The following is a 16,305-nucleotide window of genomic DNA, read 5'->3' as shown; positions in this document are numbered from 1 at the left end:
AAATACGGATATACGCCTGCATAGTGTGGCCGCATGAGCACGGAATCGATGGAACAGCAACCTCCGGATCCCCGGGGGGAGGGGGTCGGGGCCCCGGCGGACGGAGCACCCGACCGCACCGTCGTGATCGTCGGGGTGGTTGCCGTGCTGGCCGTCGTCGCCTGGGCGGCCCTGGGCGGGAGCTCCTTCGACACGGCCTCCGGCACGGCCCTGGCCTGGGTGCTGAACAACTTCGCCTGGCTCTTCGTGGTCGCCGCCGATGTGTTCCTCGTCATGTGCGTGGTCCTCGCCATCAGCCGCTTCGGCCGGATCCGGCTCGGCGCCGACGACTCCGAGCCCGAGTTCACCAACCTCGCGTGGATCGCGATGATGTTCAGCGCGGGCATGGGCATCGGCCTGATGTTCTACGGGGTGGGCGAGCCGCTCACCCACTACCTGATCCCGCCCCCGGCCTCCGGAGCCGCCCCGAGGAGCGGAGCCTCGGCGCTGGCGGCCATGGAGTACAGCTTCTTCCACTGGACCCTCACCCCCTGGGCGATCTACGGCATCGCCGGCCTCGCCCTGGCCTACGCGACCTTCCGCAAGGGCCGCGGCAACCGGCTCAGCTCCGCCTTCGTGCCGCTGATGGGCGAGGAGCGGGCCAACGGGTGGGCCGGTAAGGCCGTCGACCTCCTGGCCGTCTTCGCCACCGTCTTCGGCACCGCGACCAGCCTCGGCCTCGGCGCGCTCCAGGTCTCCAAGGGGCTCAGCATCACCACGGGGATCGAGGACTCCACCGGCGTCGAACTGATCATCATCGGTTCGCTGTCGGCGGCCTTCGTGCTCTCCGCCTTCTCCGGCCTGCACAAGGGCGTGAAGTGGCTGAGCACGATCAACATCGTGCTCGCCGCGGTCCTGATGCTCTTCGTCTTCGTGCTCGGCCCCACCGTCTACGTCCTGGACGTGATCCCCGCCAGCATCGGCGGCTACCTGTACCAGCTCCTGCCCATGGCCACCCGCACGGGCGCCTTCACCGACGCCCAGTGGCTCGGCGCCTGGACCATTTTCTACTGGGCGTGGTGGCTCTCCTGGGCCCCGTTCGTCGGCACCTTCATCGCCCGCATCTCCCGCGGCCGCACCATCCGCGAGTTCCTCATCGGCGTGCTCCTGGTGCCCAGCGGGGCCACCGTCGTCTGGTTCTGCGTCATGGGCGGCACCGCCATCCGCCTCGACTCCACCGGCGTCGTCGACTTCGCCGCCAAGGTCAAGGACGGTACGGAGGCCTCGCTGTTCGCCATGCTCGACGCCCTCCCGCTCGGCACGGTCACCTCGTGGGTGGCGATGGCCCTCGTCATGACGTACTTCGTCACCAGCGCCGACTCCGCCTCCCTGGTCATGGGCTCGCTCACCAGCCGCGGCTCCCTGCACCCGCCGACCTGGCTCGTCGTCACCTGGGGCGTCCTGATGGCCGGCGTGGCCGCCGTCCTGCTCGTCGCGGGCGGTCTGAAGTCCCTTCAGACCGCGACCATCCTGGTCGCGCTGCCCTTCGTGATCGTCATGATGCTGCTGTGCTGGGCGCTGGTGAAGGAACTCCGCACCGACCCCGGCGCGGGACCCGCCCGCCACCACCCCCTCCACGGGATGCGGGACGCCGTGAAGGCGATGGTCGGCGACGCCCTCACCGAACAGGGCCGGGCCGGCCACCCCCGGCTGCGCCGCGCCGCCGGGTCCAAGGCCCGCGACCGCGAGGGCGGCCCCCCACAGGGGTGATCGCGGGGCCGCCCGGCACCCGTGCCGGGCGGGCCGGTTAGGGTGGCCGCGTGACCACCACCGATGACTACGCCGCCTACATCGCGAGCCTGCCGAGGGTGCTGGCCGGGGCCGCCGCCCTCTACCGCGACGCGCGGGGCCGGGTCCTGCTGGTCGAGCCCAACTACCGCGAGGGCTGGGCCCTGCCGGGCGGCACCGTCGAGTCCGACCGGAACGAGTCCCCCCGCACCGCCGCCCGGCGCGAGAGCGCGGAGGAGATCGGCATCGACGTCCCGCTCGGGCGGCTCCTCGCCGTCGACTGGAGCCTGGGACCCGGCCGCCCGCCCCTCGTGGCCTACCTCTACGACGGCGGGGTGCTCGACGCCGACCGGCTCGACGCCGTCGTGCTCCAGGAGGAGGAACTCCTCTCCTGGAAGCTCGTCGAGCCCGAGCGGCTCACCGAGTACCTCCCCGGAGCGGTCGGCCTGCGAGCCCAGGAGGCCTGCCGCGTCCTGGAATCTGGCGGCGGCACCGTGGAACTGGAGAACGGCCGCCGGCCCGAATCCGCGTAAGACCCCGGCCCGGCCGGGGTGTTGAACACGGAGCCCACTGCGAGCAGGACAGAATCAGCAGATGATCACGATGTACGCCTGGCCCAGCACGGCCGACGGTCCCGACGCCCTCCCCATGGTCCACTTCACCACCGAAGAGCAGTCGGGGGGCGAGGTCACCGAAGAGGGCACCCCGGTCTGGCTGTTCGATACCGCGATACGCGAGGGGGGCTGGGCCCCCTTCGAGGACTTCGAGGGCTGGTCGGCCCCCGCCGAGGGCTGGCAGGCCTTCTACCGCCGCGAGGACGACCTGCTCGCCGTCACCGGTCCCGGCGCCTGTGAGGGCTGGTACCAGGGCCGCCTCGGCGCCGACGGGGACTGGGTGACGGCGGCCGCCACCCAGCAGAGCATCGTCCTGCTCGCCGCCCCCGTCCAGCACCCGTCCCTCTACGCCTACGCGGTGGAGGCCGGAGCCGGCTTCGCCCTCCTCGTCCCCCTGGCCGTGATCTGACCCCGGCGGTAGCCGTCCCTACCGCCCCTCCAGCTCCAGCAGCCGCACCTTGCGGTCCAAGCCGCCGCCGTAGCCCGTCATCGCGCCCGAGGCGCCGATGACGCGGTGGCACGGCACGATGATGCTGACCGGGTTCTTCCCGTTGGCCAGACCCACCGCCCGCGAGGCGTTCGGCTTGCCGAGCTCCGCCGCGAGCTTCCCGTAGGACCAGGTCTCGCCGTACGGGATCCGCAGCAGCTGCTCCCACACGCTGCGCTGGAACGGGGTGCCCTCCAGGCGGACCGGGACGGTGAACTCCGTCAGCTCCCCGGCGAAGTACGCCGTCAGCTCCCGCACCACCTCGGGGAAGGGCGCCTCCCCGGCCGGCACCCGCTCCCCGAAGGTCTCCTCACCTGGCCGGTGCCGGTGCCCGGTCATGTACAGGGCACTGAGCACCCCGTCGGTCGCCACCAGGGTGAGGGTCCCCAGCGGGCTCTCCACCTCGGTGTAGGTCTTCCCGCTGTCCACGGCACTGCTCGTCGTCCGGTTCATTGCTCCGCTCCTCATACGGGGAGGTGGTTGATGGCGTGGTCCTCGGTGGCCCACAGGTACTGCACGGCGTACGCCCGCCAGGGCCGCCACCCGGCCGCCCGGGCGGTCAGGGCGGCCGGGGTGGACGGCAGCCCCAGCCCCTGGGCCGCCCGCCGGACCCCCAGGTCGGACGGCAGGAACGCGTCCGGGTCGCCCAGCGCCCGCATCGCGATGATCTCCGTGGTCCACGGCCCGAAACCGGGCAGGGCGTTCAGCGCGGCGCGGGCCGCCTCCCAGTCGCTGTCGATGCCCAGCGGCAGCGAGCCGTCCGCCAGCGCCCCGACCAGGGTGGTGAGCGTCGTGCGGCGGCTGCGCGGCATCGACAGGGTCTCCGGGTCCAGGCCGGCCAGCGCCTCCGGGCCCGGGAAGAGGTGCGTCAGCCCGCCCTGGGGATCTTCCACCGGCTCCCCGTACGCGGTCACCAGGCGGGCCGCGTGCGTGCGCGCGGCCGCCGTCGACACCTGCTGGCCCAGCACCGCCCGCACGGCGAACTCCGCGGCGTCCACGGTGCGCGGCACCCGCCGCCCCGGGGCCTTGTCCACCAGCGGGGCCAGCAGCGGATCGGTGCGGAGCTGGCCGTCCACGGCCTCCGGGTCGGCGTCCAGGTCCAGCATCCAGCGGCAGCGGCTGATGGCGATGGTCAGGTCCCGCAGGTCGGTCAGGGCCAGCCGGCAGCCGATGTGCTCGGGCCCCGGGGTGAGCGCGACCACCCCGGTGCCGTACGGGAGCCGCAGCGTCCGGCGGTAGGCCCCGTCCCGCCACTCCTCCACCCCGGGCACGGCCGTGGCGGCCAGGTGCCCGAAGAGGTTGTCGGGGTTCAGCGGGGCCCGGTACGGCAGCCGCAGAGTGATCGTCCCCGGCACCCGGGGCTCACTGCGCCCGGCCCTCGCGGCCCTCGCCCGCAGTTCGCCGGGGGTGAGGGCGAAGACCTCGCGCACCGTCTCGTTGAAGTTGCGGATGGAGGCGAACCCGGCGGCGAAGGCCACGTCGCCCATCGGCAGCTCGGAGGTCTCGATCAGCAGCCGGGCGGTCTGCGCACGCTGTGCGCGGGCGAGCGCGAGCGGGCCGGCCCCCAGCTCGGCGCCGAGCTGCCGCTCGACCTGGCGGGTGGAGTACCCGAGCCGGGTCGCCAGGCCGGTGACCCCCTCGCGGTCGACCACCCCGTCCTGGATCAGCCGCATGGCCCGGGCCACGGCGTCGGCGCGGGCGTTCCACTCGGGCGAGCCGGGGCTCGTGTCCGGGCGGCACCGCTTGCAGGCCCGGTACCCGGCCTGCTGGCAGGCCGCGGCGCTGGGCAGGAAGCTCATGTTCTCGACCTTGGGGGGCACGGCCGGGCAGCTGGGCCGGCAGTAGATCCCGGTGGTCCGGACCGCGGTGAAGAACCACCCGTCGAAACGGGCGTCCTTCGACTGCACGGCCCTGACGCAGCGGTCGGTATCGGTGTACATGCCCCCAGCTTTCCGTCCGGACCGGCCCCGGGCTGGCAGTTTTCCGACATCAAGCCTACGCGGCCACCCGCCGGCCCCGGGCAAGGCGAAGGCCCCGGGTGCCAGGGGCACCCGGGGCCTTCGTGGAGCGGCACGGCGCAGCGTTACGGCAGCTGCGCCGCCCGCGCCTCCCGCCGGTTGTGGCGGAACGTGTTCGCGCGACGGGTCGTCGCGAACAGCGGGATGGTCGCCGCCAGGGCGATCTGCAGCGCGCAGCCCGTCTGGAGCAGGAGCTGTCCGCCCGGGGCGTCGAACGCCCAGGCCGCGAGCAGCCCCATGGCCCCGACGATCCAGCTGAGCATCGCCGCCGCGAGGACACCCCGCGGCTTGGGGTACTCGACCCGGCTCACCATCAGCCAGGCCACCCCGATGATCGCCAGCAGCGTCGGCACGAACGGCAGCTCCAGCAGCACGATCGAGACGACGGTCAGCGCTCCGAAGGGGCTCGGCATGCCCTGGAACATGCCGTCCTTCATGGTCACGCAGCTGAATCTCGCCAGCCGCAGGACCACCGCGAGCAGCACCACGATCGCCGCCAGCGCCGACATCTTCTGGTGCGCGTCGTCGGCGACCATGCCGTAGACGAGCACGAAGTACGCCGGCGCCAGCCCGAAGCTGATCAGGTCGGACAGGTTGTCCAGCTCCGCGCCCATCGGCGAGCTGCGCAGCTTGCGGGCGACGATGCCGTCGAAGAGGTCGAAGACCGCCGCGAGCAGCATCAGTATCACCGCGGTCGCCGCGCTGTGCCGGGCCATGCCCGACTCGCCGCTGCCGGTGAGGTGCGGGATGAGGATTCCGGTGGTGGTGAAGTACACCGCCATGAATCCGCAGGTCGCGTTACCGAGGGTGAGGGTGTCCGCTATCGACAGCCGCAGCGAGAGCGGCATGTCGTCTTCGGCGGACTCCTCCTCGGCTCGCTCGGGAACCCAGCCGGTGGCAGGGGTCTCGGGGTCAGTCACGGTCAATTCGGGTCACCCCCGCGGTGGTGGCCTGACCGACCTCGACCGCGACCTCGACGCCCTCGGGGAGGTAGATGTCGACGCGGGAGCCGAAGCGGATCAGACCGATGCGTTCGCCCTGCTCCACCTTGGTGCCGGCCGGCAGGTACGGGACGATGCGACGCGCGACGGCGCCGGCGATCTGCACCATCTCGATGTCGCCGAGCTCGGTGTCGAAGTGCCAGACGACGCGCTCGTTGTTCTCGCTCTCCTTGTTGAACGCCGGGACGAACCCGCCGGGGATGTGCTCCACGGACGTCACGGTGCCCGCGAGGGGCGCACGGTTGACGTGGACGTTCAGCGGGCTCATGAAGATCGCGACGCGGGTGCGCCCGTCCTTCCACGGCATGATGCTCTGCACCACACCGTCGGCGGGCGAGATGACGCGGCCCTCGGTGATCTCACGCTCGGGGTCGCGGAAGAACCACAGCATGCCCGCCGCGAGCGCGGTGGCGGGCACGGCCGCCGCGGCCCAGCGCCCGGACTTGCGAGCCCGGGTGAGGCTGAGCGCCGCGGTGGCGACGGTCGGCAGAAGCCACGGCGATGCTCCGCGTGCGAGACGTCCACCGAGGAGGCCGACGCGAGGTGCAGAGGTTTGGCTGTGGGGCATGGATGACCTTCGTAGCGGGTGATTGCCGCGCCGCAAACGGGGGGACGGGACGGCGGCTTTACTGGAATGCTATCGGTTGCGCGCAACAACTGGGCAAGCCAGAAGCCGAGTCGATGGCCCCAGAGCCGTGACTGCTAGTGACTCTTTCACGGTGAATCGCTGGGCGATCCACCGCAAAAGGGACTTTCAGCCCTGAGTCCGGTACTCCTCAAGCAGGCGTCGCCCGATGATCATTTTCTGGATCTCGGCGGTACCTTCGCCGATCAGCAGCATCGGCGCCTCGCGGTAGAGGCGCTCGATCTCGTACTCCTTCGAGAATCCGTAGCCGCCGTGGATGCGGAAGGCATCCTCCACGACCTCCTTGCAGTATTCGGAAGCGAGGTACTTCGCCATGCCGGCTTCGAGGTCGTTTCGTTCCCCGGAGTCCTTTTTGCGTGCTGCATTGACCATCATCGCATGGGCGGCTTCGACCTTGGTAGCCATCTCGGCCAGCTTGAACTGGATGGCCTGGTGCTCGGCGATCGCCTTGCCGAAAGTGTGACGTTGCTGGGCATAGGAGACACCCAGCTCGAACGCACGCTGAGCGACGCCACAGCCACGGGCCGCCACGTTGACGCGGCCGACCTCGACCCCGTCCATCATTTGGTAAAACCCTCGGCCCGTCTGGCCGCCGAGGACACGATTGGCCGGAATGCGCAGTCCGTCCATGATGAGCTCGGTCGTGTCGACGCCCTTGTAGCCCATCTTGTCGATCTTGCCCGGAATCGTCAGGCCCGGACGGACCTCTCCGAAGCCCGGCTCCTTCTCCACGAGGAAGGTGGTCATCGACTTGTGGGGCGCGGTGCCCTCGGGGTGTCCTTCGTCACTCCGGACCAGGACGGCCACCAGAGTGGACGTGCCGCCGTTCGTGAGCCACATCTTCTGGCCGTTCAGGACGTACTCGTCGCCGTCCTTCACCGCCTTGGACGTGATGGCCGACACGTCCGAGCCCAGACCCGGCTCGGACATCGAGAACGCGCCCCGGACCTCGCCCAGCGCCATCCGCGGCAGGAAGTGGTCCTTCTGCTCCTGCGTGCCGTGCTGCTTGAGCATGTACGCCACGATGAAGTGGGTGTTGATGATGCCCGAGACGGACATCCAGCCGCGCGCTATCTCCTCGACGCACAGCGCGTAGGTGAGCAGCGACTCACCCAGGCCGCCGTACTCCTCGGGGATCATCAGGCCGAACAGGCCGAGCTCCTTGAGACCGTCGACGATCTGCTGCGGGTACTCGTCGCGGTGCTCCAGCTCGGTCGCGACCGGGATGATCTCCTTGTCGACGAACTCGCGGACGGTCTTGAGGATCTCCCGCTGGACGTCCGTGAGCCCGGCGGTCTGGGCGAGTCGGGCCATGGCTACTTCCCCTGTTCCTTCAGCTGCGGGCGGCCGGGCTGCTCGCCGCCGCGCTCCTTGATGTACGTCTCGGTCGGGACCATCACCTTGCGCCGGAAGACGCAGACGAGGGTGCCGTCCTGCTTGTAGCCCTTGGTCTCGACGTAGACGATCCCGCGGTCGTTCTTCGACTTCGACGGGGTCTTGTCCAGGACCGTGGTCTCGCCGTAGATCGTGTCGCCGTGGAAGGTCGGCGCCACGTGCCGCAGGGACTCGATCTCCAGGTTGGCGATGGCCTTCCCGGAGACGTCCGGCACGGACATGCCCAGCAGCAGCGAGTAGATGTAGTTGCCGACCACCACGTTCTTGCCGAAGTCCGTGGTGTTCTCGGCGTAGTTGCTGTCCATGTGGAGCGGGTGGTGGTTCATGGTCAGCAGACAGAAGAGGTGGTCGTCGTACTCGGTGACCGTCTTCCCGGGCCAGTGCTTGTAGACCGCGCCGACCTCGAACTCTTCGTACGTGCGTCCGAACTGCATGGCCCTACGCCTCCGGGATCTCGAACTTGCTGGTGCGCTGCATGCCGGCGGCCCGGCCCTTGCCCGCGATGACCAGGGCCATCTTGCGGCTGGCCTCGTCGATCATCTCGTCGCCGAGCATCGCGGAGCCCTTCTTGCCGCCCGCCTCGGAGGTGCACCAGTCGTACGCGTCGAGGATCATCTCGGAGTGGTCGTAGTCCTCCTGGGAGGGGGAGAAGACCTCGTTGGCGGCGTCGACCTGGCCGGGGTGCAGGACCCACTTGCCGTCGAAGCCCAGGGCGGCGGCGCGGCCGGCCACCTCGCGGTAGGCGTCCACGTCGCGGATCTGCAGGAAGGGGCCGTCGATCGCCTGGAGGTCGTGCATGCGGGCCGCCATCAGGATCCGCATCAGGATGTAGTGGTAGGCGTCCGCCGGGTAGCCGGGCGGCTGCATGCCCACGACCAGGGACTTCATGTTGATCGAGGCCATGAAGTCGGCCGGGCCGAAGATGATGGTCTCCAGGCGCGGCGAGGCGCCGGCGATCGCGTCGACGTTCACCAGGCCCTTGGCGTTCTCGATCTGCGCCTCGATGCCGATCTTGCCGACCTCGAAGCCCATCGTCTTCTCGATCTGCGTCAGCAGCAGGTCGAGCGCCACGACCTGCTGGGCGTCCTGGACCTTCGGCAGCATGATGCAGTCGAGGTTCTGGCCGGCGCCCTCGACGACGGTGATGACGTCACGGTACGTCCAGTGGGTGGTCCAGTCGTTGACGCGCACCACACGGGTCTTGCCGGTCCAGTCGCCGTTGTTCAGCGCGTCCACGATCGTGTGGCGGGCGCCTTCCTTGGCGAGCGGGGCGCAGGCGTCCTCCAGGTCGAGGAAGACCTGGTCCGCGGGGAGGCCCTGGGCCTTCTCCAGGAACCGCGGGTTCGAGCCCGGCACCGCGAGGCAGGAACGGCGCGGCCGCAGCCGGTTCACGGGAGACGTGGGCGTGGTCATGCGGAGACCTCCAGAGGGTCGAGCTTGTTCGCTTTCCGGATCTCGTCGACGATACGGCCGATGATCTCCGTGATACCGAAGTCCTTGGGTGTGAAGACGGCGGCGACTCCGGCCGCCTTGAGCGCGATGGCGTCGGCGTTCGGAATGATGCCGCCGAGGACGACGGGCACGTCACCCGCCCCCGCCGTACGGAGGCGTTCCAGCACGTCCGGCACGAGCGCGCTGTGCGAGCCGGACAGGATGGACAGTCCCACGCAGTGCACGTCTTCGGCCAGCGCCGCCGAGGAGATCTCCTCGGGCGTCAGCCGGATGCCCTGGTAGACCACCTCGAACCCGGCGTCGCGGGCCCGTACGGCGATCTGCTCGGCGCCGTTGGAGTGCCCGTCCAGGCCCGGCTTGCCGACCAGCAGGCGCAGTCGGCCGGAGCCGAGGTCCTCGGCGGTCCGGGCGACCTTCTCGCGGACGAGGGCCATCGGCGTGCCCTCCTCGGCGGTGACGGCCACCGGGGCCGAGGAGACCCCGGTCGGGGCGCGGAACTCGCCGAACACCTCGCGCAGGGCGTTCGCCCACTCGCCGGTGGTGACACCGGCCCGGGCGCATTCGAGGGTGGCCTCCATCAGGTTCTCGGTACCGGCGGCGGCCTCCTTCAGCCGGTCCAGGGCCTGCATCACCGTCGGGAAGACGAACGGGTCGCCGCCGCCCTGCCGGTCCGAGGACTCCTGCCGCTCGGCGCGCCAGCGGACGATCCGCTCCACGGTCTGGGCCTCGGTGGCCGGGTCGACCGTCATGATGGCGCCGTCCAGGTCGGCCGTCAGCGGGTTCTCCTCGGTCTGCTCGAAGCAGTTGACGCCGACGATCTTGTCCTGGCCGCCCTCGATCCGGGCGCGCCGCTCGGCGTGCGAGGCGACCAGCTCGCCCTTCAGGTACCCGGACTCGACGGCGGCCATCGCACCGCCCATCTCCTGGATCCGGTCGATCTCGGCCAGGCAGTCGGCGACCAGGGAGTCGACCTTGGCCTCGATCACGTGCGAGCCCGCGAAGATGTCCTCGTACTCCAGCAGGTCGCTCTCGTGCGCCAGGACCTGCTGGATGCGCAGCGACCACTGCTGGTCCCAGGGCCGGGGCAGACCCAGCGCCTCGTTCCAGGCGGGCAGCTGCACGGCGCGGGCCCGGGCGTCCTTGGAGAGGGTGACGGCCAGCATCTCCAGGACGATCCGCTGGACGTTGTTCTCGGGCTGCGCCTCCGTCAGGCCCAGGGAGTTGACCTGGACGCCGTAGCGGAAGCGGCGCTGCTTCTCGTTCTCGATGCCGTAGCGCTCCCGGGTGACCTGGTCCCAGATCCGGCCGAAGGCGCGCATCTTGCACATCTCCTCGATGAAGCGGACGCCCGCGTTCACGAAGAAGGAGATACGGGCGACCACCTCGCCGAAGCGCTCCTCGGGCACCTGGCCCGAGTCGCGCACCGAGTCCAGGACGGCGATCGCGGTGGACATCGCGTACGAGATCTCCTGGACCGGGGTGGCCCCGGCCTCCTGGAGGTGGTACGAGCAGATGTTGATCGGGTTCCACTTCGGGATGTGGTTGACCGTGTACGCGATCATGTCCGTCGTCAGCCGGAGGGACGGCCCGGGCGGGAAGACGTGCGTCCCGCGCGAGAGGTACTCCTTGACGATGTCGTTCTGCGTGGTGCCCTGGAGCAGGGAGACGTCCGCTCCCTGCTCCTCGGCGGCCACCTGGTAGAGCGCCAGCAGCCACATGGCGGTGGCGTTGATCGTCATCGAGGTGTTCATCTGTTCCAGGGGGATGTCCTGGAACAGCCGCCGCATGTCGCCCAGGTGGGAGACCGGGACCCCGACCCGGCCCACCTCGCCGCGGGCGAGGATGTGGTCGGGGTCGTAGCCGGTCTGCGTCGGGAGGTCGAACGCGACCGACAGGCCGGTCTGTCCCTTGGCGAGGTTGCGGCGGTACAGCTCGTTGGACGCCTCGGCCGTGGAGTGGCCGGCGTACGTCCGCATGAGCCACGGACGGTCTTTCTGGCGCTCTGTCATCTCAGGCGATCCTTATGGCCTTTGAGTGGACTCAGACGTTGCGGAAGCGGTTGATCGCGTCGAGGTGCTGCGCGCGCAGCTCGTGGTCGCGGATGCCCAGGCCCTCCTCGGGGGCGAGGGCGAGGACGCCGACCTTGCCCTGGTGGAGGTTGCGGTGGACGTCGTAGGCGGCCTGCCCGGTGTCCTCCAGGGAGTAGACCTTGGAGAGGGTGGGGTGGATCTTGCCCTTGGCGACCAGGCGGTTGGCCTCCCAGGCCTCGCGGTAGTTCGCGAAGTGCGAGCCCACGATCCGCTTCAGCGACATCCACAGGTAGCGGTTGTCGTACTCGTGCATGTAGCCCGAGGTGGAGGCGCAGGTGGTGATGGTGCCGCCCTTGCGGGTGACGTAGACGCTCGCGCCGAAGGTCTCGCGGCCGGGGTGCTCGAAGACGATGTCGATGTCCTCGCCGCCGGTCAGCTCGCGGATGCGCTTGCCGAAGCGCTTCCACTCCTTGGGGTCCTGGGTGTGCTCGTCCTTCCAGAACTTGTAGCCCTCGGCGTTGCGGTCGATGACCGCGGTCGCGCCCATGGCCCGGCAGATGTCGGCCTTCTCGGGGGAGGAGACCACGCAGATGGGGTTGGCGCCGCCGGCGAGTGCGAACTGGGTGGCGTAGGAGCCGAGGCCGCCGCTCGCGCCCCAGATCAGGACGTTGTCGCCCTGCTTCATCCCGGCGCCGTTGCGGGAGACCAGCTGGCGGTAGGCGGTCGAGTTGACCAGGCCCGGGGACGCGGCCTCCTCCCAGCTGAGGTGGTCCGGCTTGGGCATCAGCTGGTTGGACTTGACGAGTGCGATCTCCGCCAGGCCGCCGAAGTTGGTCTCGAAGCCCCAGATGCGCTGCTCGGGGTCGAGCATCGTGTCGTTGTGGCCGTCGGAGGACTCCAGTTCGACCGAGAGGCAGTGCGCGACGACCTCGTCGCCCGGCTTCCAGGCGTTGACGCCGGGGCCGGTGCGCAGCACGACGCCCGCGAGGTCGGAGCCGATGATGTGGTACGGGAGGTCGTGGCGCTTGGTGAGCTCCGAGAGGCGCCCGTAGCGCTCCAGGAAGCTGAAGGTGGAGACGGGCTCGAAGATCGAGGTCCACACGGAGTTGTAGTTGACCGAGGAGGCCATGACGGCCACGAGGGCCTCGCCCGGACCGAGTTCGGGAACCGGGACCTGGTCGAGGTGCAGGGACTTGCGGGGGTCCTTCTCACGGGTGGTGAGCCCGGCGAACATCTCCGTCTCGTCCTTGTGCACGGTGATCGCGCGGTACGAGTCGGGGAGCGGCAGGGCCGCGAAGTCGGCGGGCGTGGCGGCCTGCGACTGGATCGCGTCCAGGATGTCCTTCACGGTGTTGCCTCCGGCTGAGCGCTGATGAGGGTGCGCTGAGGGGTACGCGTTGCGTGCGTGGGAGCGGGTGGGTGCTGCGAGTGCCGTCGGTCCGGCGGAGCGGTGGTGCTGGCGCACCCGTGGTGAGGTGCGCGGGGCCTGGTGACGCAGGCATCCGGGGCGCGTTCCGTGCCGAGTGGGCGTGGGCCGCGGGGACATCCGGACGAGATTCAACGTATGGCACCCCGTGTCACTCAGCAAGGCACCGCGTGCCAAAACTTTCTCTCATTTGCCTATTGACCTGCGCAGATGAGCGATGATCGATCAGAGTTACCCGCGAGTAGGGGCAAGCCGGACAAACGAAAGTGGCCGCCCCCGAATCGGGAGCGGCCACTGTGACGAGGGTGACTACCTGTTCCTGAGTGCCTCTTCGATGGTCCTCATGACCTCGTCGAGCGGAGCGTCGGTCCGGGCCACCGCGACCAGCACCTCGCCCTCGGTGCGCACGGCCGCCTGGGGAGCAGGGGCCGGGGCGTCCGCGACGGCCGTGCGCCCCGCGCCGATCCCGGAACCGAAGGTCTTGCGGACGATCGAGAAGGCGTGGTCCAGCTGTGCCTCCACGTCCCCCTGCCCGCCGGCCCGCAGCCAGCGCCGCAGCACGTGGTTGTGGGCGGTGACCACCGCCGAGGCGGCCACCTCGGCCAGCAGCGGATCGTCGTTGCCGTCGTGGTGGTCCTGCTCGTCGAAGTGGGCCAGCAGGTAGCGCGTGAACAGCCGCTCGTACCGGGCCACCGAGGCGATCTCCCGCTCCCGCAGCGCCGGCACCTCGCGGGTCAGCCGGTAGCGCTCCACCGACACCGCCGGCGAGGCGGCGTACATCTTCATGACTTCCTTGATCCCCCGGCACACCGTGTCGAGCGGGTGCTCGTGCGCCGGGGCCACGTCCAGGACCGCCTCGGCGCGGATCAGGGTGTCGTCGTGGTCCGGGAAGATCGCCTCTTCCTTGGAGCGGAAGTGCCGGAAGAAGGTCCGCCGGGCCACCCCGGCGGTCGCGGCGATCTCGTCGACCGTGGTGGCCTCGTACCCCTTCGTCGCGAAGAGCTCCATGGCCGCCGTGGCGAGCTCGCGGCGCATCTTGAGCCGCTGGGCGGCGGCCCGCGTGCCGGCCGCGCTCTCCGGGGCGTCGGAGGCCGAGGAGGCGCGGGGTGAGGTCTTGGCGGGCTGGGACATAGAGCGAAAGTACTTCATTCGCGCAGGGGAGCGCGCCTGTGGGGGGTCGGACAGGGGTGGATGCGGGGGAGGGCCCGCACTGGGCCCGGGAGGGTTCGTCCGCCGTGAGGGTCCGGCGGACCCGAGCAGCCCTCCCCACGCATCCTGTCGGGGAACCGCCGGATCGGGGGGAGTCCCCTTACCGGCGGGCGTACTCACGGAATCCGCGGCCGGTCTTCCGGCCCAGGCAGCCTGCCGCGACCAGGTGCTCCAGCAGCGGGGAGGGGGCCAGGCCCGGGTCGCGGAACTCCTGGTGGAGGACCTTCTCGATGGCGAGCGACACGTCCAGGCCGACGACGTCGAGCAGCTCGAAGGGACCCATCGGGTACCCGCCGCCGAGCTTCATCGCCGCGTCGATGTCGTCGATGCCGGCGTAGTGCTGCTCGACCATCTTGATCGCGTTGTTCAGGTACGGGAACAGCAGCGCGTTCACGATGAAGCCGGCCCGGTCCCCGCAGTCCACCGGGTGCTTGCGCACCTTCGCGCAGACCTCGCGGACGGTGGCGTGCACGTCGTCGGCCGTCAGGACGGTCCGGACCACCTCGACCAGCTTCATGGCCGGGGCCGGGTTGAAGAAGTGCATGCCGATCACGTCCTGGGGACGCGCCGTGGCCCGGGCGACGGCGATCACCGGGAGCGAGGAGGTGGTGGTGGCCAGGACCGCGCCCGGCTTGCACACCTTGTCCAGGCCCGCGAAGAGCTCCTGCTTGACGGCCAGGTCCTCGGCGACGGCCTCCACCGCCAGGTCCACCTCGGCGAAGGCCTCCAGCGAACCGGCCGGGGCGATCCGGCCGAGGGTCTGCGCGGCGGCCTCCTCGGTCAGGCGGCCCTTGGACACCGCACGGCCCAAGGACTTCCCGATCGCGGCCTTCGCGGCCTCGGCCTTCTCCTGGCTGCGGGCCGCCAGCACCACGTCGTAACCGGCCTGCGCGAAGACCTGGGCGATGCCGCTCGCCATGGTCCCCGAACCGGCCACGCCCACCGAGGAGACCGGGCGGCCCGTGCCCAGCAGGGAGCCGTCCAGCGGGGTCTGCAGGTCGCGGACGACCACCGCACTGCCCGGCGCCTCGTACGTGTAGAACCCGCGGCCCGACTTCTGGCCGGTCAGCCCGGCCTCGGCGAGGTGGCCGAGGATCGGGGCCGGGGCGTGCAGCCGGTCGCCGGAGGAGGCGTACATGGCCTCCAGCACGGTGCGGGCGGTGTCCACGCCGATCAGGTCGAGCAGCGCGAGCGGACCCATCGGCAGCCCGCAGCCCAGCCGCATCGCCGCGTCGATGTCCTCGCGGGAGGCGTACTTCGCCTCGTACATGGCGGCGGCCTGGTTGAGGTAGCCGAAGAGCAGGCCGTCGGCGACGAAACCGGGCCGGTCGCCGACCGCGACGGGCTGCTTGCCCAGCTCGCGGGCCAGCTCGGTGACCGCCTCGACGGCCGGCGGGGCGGTCAGCACGCAGGAGACGATCTCGACGAGCTTCATCGCCGGGGCCGGGTTGAAGAAGTGCAGGCCGAGCACCCGCTCGGGGCGCAGCGACTCGGCGGCGAGCCGGGTCACCGACAGGGCGTTGGTGCCGGTGGCCAGGATCGTGTCGGGGCGCACGATCGCGTCGAGCTCGTCGAAGAGGCGGTGCTTGAGGTCGTAGTCCTCCGGGACCACCTCGATGACGAGGTCCGCGTCGGCCGCGGCGCCGAGGTCGGTGAAGGTGCGGAAGCGGGCCAGGACCCCCTCGCGCTCCTGCTCGGTGAGGCGCTCCTTCGCGACGGAGCGGGCCGTGGCGGCGGCGAGGGAGGCGGTGGCCCGGCGGGCGGCGGCCTCGCTGACGTCGATGCCGATGACCTCGCGGCCGGCCCGGGCGAGGACCTCGGCGATGCCGGTGCCCATCGTGCCGAGGCCGACGACGGCGACGGTGCGCGGACTGCTGGACGGGGTGGACTGACTGGACGTGGACGGAAGGTCCATCGCGGGACTCCAGTGGAATGAGGGTGACGACTGGGAAGCGCGCGCGGGGCACGGTGCGCGCGCGGGGTGCCGTACGGCGAAGGGGTGCGGGAACGGCGGGAACGGCGGAACGTGCGGAAACGCGGTGCGGGGACGCGGGGCGTCGACGCGGTGCGCGCGGAGCCGTACGGGCGTGCCGTGCGGGGCGGGCCCACGGTGCTCGCGCCCGGGAAGACCGGGTGCGGCGGGCCTGGGCGGCACGACCCTGTCCCGGGGTCCTGCCGTGTGTACGAGAGGTGCGGTGAACCGACTGGCACGGGGCGGCTGCGTCACCAGGCCGGTCCCGTGCGTGTGGGATCGACATTA

14 protein-coding genes are annotated in these 16,305 nt (G+C 70.6%); 3 read left to right on the top strand and 11 right to left on the bottom strand.

Annotated elements, in window-relative coordinates:
• Positions 1-33 precede the first annotated feature (33 nt).
• The 3 genes from SLAV_RS08110 (at position 34) to SLAV_RS08100 (ending at position 2,790) form a co-directional block, all read left to right on the top strand.
• Positions 34-1,749: a BCCT family transporter gene (locus tag SLAV_RS08110; protein ID WP_030235037.1), complete on the top strand. Its 1,716-nt coding sequence runs from the start codon at positions 34-36 to the stop codon at positions 1,747-1,749.
• Positions 1,750-1,799: 50 nt separating this feature from the next.
• A complete protein-coding gene (locus SLAV_RS08105) occupies positions 1,800-2,300 on the top strand; it encodes an NUDIX domain-containing protein (RefSeq protein ID WP_030235034.1) in 501 nt (166 codons plus the stop codon).
• A gap of 61 nt (positions 2,301-2,361) precedes the next feature.
• The gene (locus SLAV_RS08100; protein WP_030235031.1) at positions 2,362-2,790 is read left to right on the top strand and encodes a hypothetical protein; all 429 of its coding nucleotides are present in this window, start codon (positions 2,362-2,364) and stop codon (positions 2,788-2,790) included.
• An 18-nt stretch (positions 2,791-2,808) separates the two neighbouring features.
• Here the strand turns inward: SLAV_RS08100 and SLAV_RS08095 are convergent, their stop codons facing one another.
• The 11 genes from SLAV_RS08095 to SLAV_RS08045 form a co-directional block, all read right to left on the bottom strand.
• Positions 2,809-3,321, bottom strand: a complete 513-nt coding sequence (locus SLAV_RS08095) for a methylated-DNA--[protein]-cysteine S-methyltransferase (RefSeq protein WP_030235029.1) — start codon at positions 3,319-3,321, stop codon at positions 2,809-2,811.
• Between the two features lie 11 nt (positions 3,322-3,332).
• Positions 3,333-4,808 carry an AlkA N-terminal domain-containing protein gene (locus SLAV_RS08090; RefSeq protein WP_030235027.1) on the bottom strand — a complete coding sequence of 492 codons (1,476 nt, stop codon included), beginning with the start codon at positions 4,806-4,808 and terminating at the stop codon, positions 3,333-3,335.
• Positions 4,809-4,951: 143 nt separating this feature from the next.
• Entirely contained in the window at positions 4,952-5,812 is an 861-nt protein-coding gene (gene pssA / locus SLAV_RS08085) for a CDP-diacylglycerol--serine O-phosphatidyltransferase (protein WP_199922199.1), read from the bottom strand.
• A complete protein-coding gene (locus SLAV_RS08080; RefSeq protein ID WP_030235022.1) occupies positions 5,799-6,455 on the bottom strand; it encodes a phosphatidylserine decarboxylase in 657 nt (218 codons plus the stop codon). The genes pssA and SLAV_RS08080 overlap by 14 nt, the downstream gene beginning before the upstream one ends.
• A gap of 186 nt (positions 6,456-6,641) precedes the next feature.
• Entirely contained in the window at positions 6,642-7,847 is a 1,206-nt protein-coding gene (locus SLAV_RS08075; protein ID WP_030235019.1) for an acyl-CoA dehydrogenase family protein, read from the bottom strand.
• A 2-nt stretch (positions 7,848-7,849) separates the two neighbouring features.
• Positions 7,850-8,362: a MaoC family dehydratase gene (locus tag SLAV_RS08070; protein ID WP_030155134.1), complete on the bottom strand. Its 513-nt coding sequence runs from the start codon at positions 8,360-8,362 to the stop codon at positions 7,850-7,852.
• 4 nt (positions 8,363-8,366) lie between these two features.
• Positions 8,367-9,341 carry an HpcH/HpaI aldolase/citrate lyase family protein gene (locus SLAV_RS08065; protein WP_030235014.1) on the bottom strand — a complete coding sequence of 325 codons (975 nt, stop codon included), beginning with the start codon at positions 9,339-9,341 and terminating at the stop codon, positions 8,367-8,369.
• Positions 9,338-11,389, bottom strand: a complete 2,052-nt coding sequence (locus tag SLAV_RS08060) for a protein meaA (protein WP_030235012.1) — start codon at positions 11,387-11,389, stop codon at positions 9,338-9,340. Before SLAV_RS08060 ends, SLAV_RS08065 begins: the two co-directional genes overlap by 4 nt.
• A gap of 31 nt (positions 11,390-11,420) precedes the next feature.
• Positions 11,421-12,758 (bottom strand): crotonyl-CoA carboxylase/reductase, encoded by a 1,338-nt coding sequence (gene ccrA, locus SLAV_RS08055; RefSeq protein WP_030235009.1) that lies wholly within the window; start codon positions 12,756-12,758, stop codon positions 11,421-11,423.
• Between the two features lie 387 nt (positions 12,759-13,145).
• On the bottom strand, positions 13,146-13,967 hold the full coding sequence (locus tag SLAV_RS08050; RefSeq protein ID WP_030235008.1) for a TetR family transcriptional regulator: 822 nt from the start codon (positions 13,965-13,967) through the stop codon (positions 13,146-13,148).
• A 178-nt stretch (positions 13,968-14,145) separates the two neighbouring features.
• Positions 14,146-15,960: a 3-hydroxyacyl-CoA dehydrogenase family protein gene (locus SLAV_RS08045; protein ID WP_030235005.1), complete on the bottom strand. Its 1,815-nt coding sequence runs from the start codon at positions 15,958-15,960 to the stop codon at positions 14,146-14,148.
• Positions 15,961-16,305: the final 345 nt, after the last annotated feature.

The organism is Streptomyces lavendulae subsp. lavendulae, from assembly GCF_002803845.1.
Classification (GTDB): Bacteria; Actinomycetota; Actinomycetes; order Streptomycetales; family Streptomycetaceae; genus Streptomyces; species Streptomyces lavendulae.
This window is presented reverse-complemented; position numbering and strand designations above follow the sequence as displayed.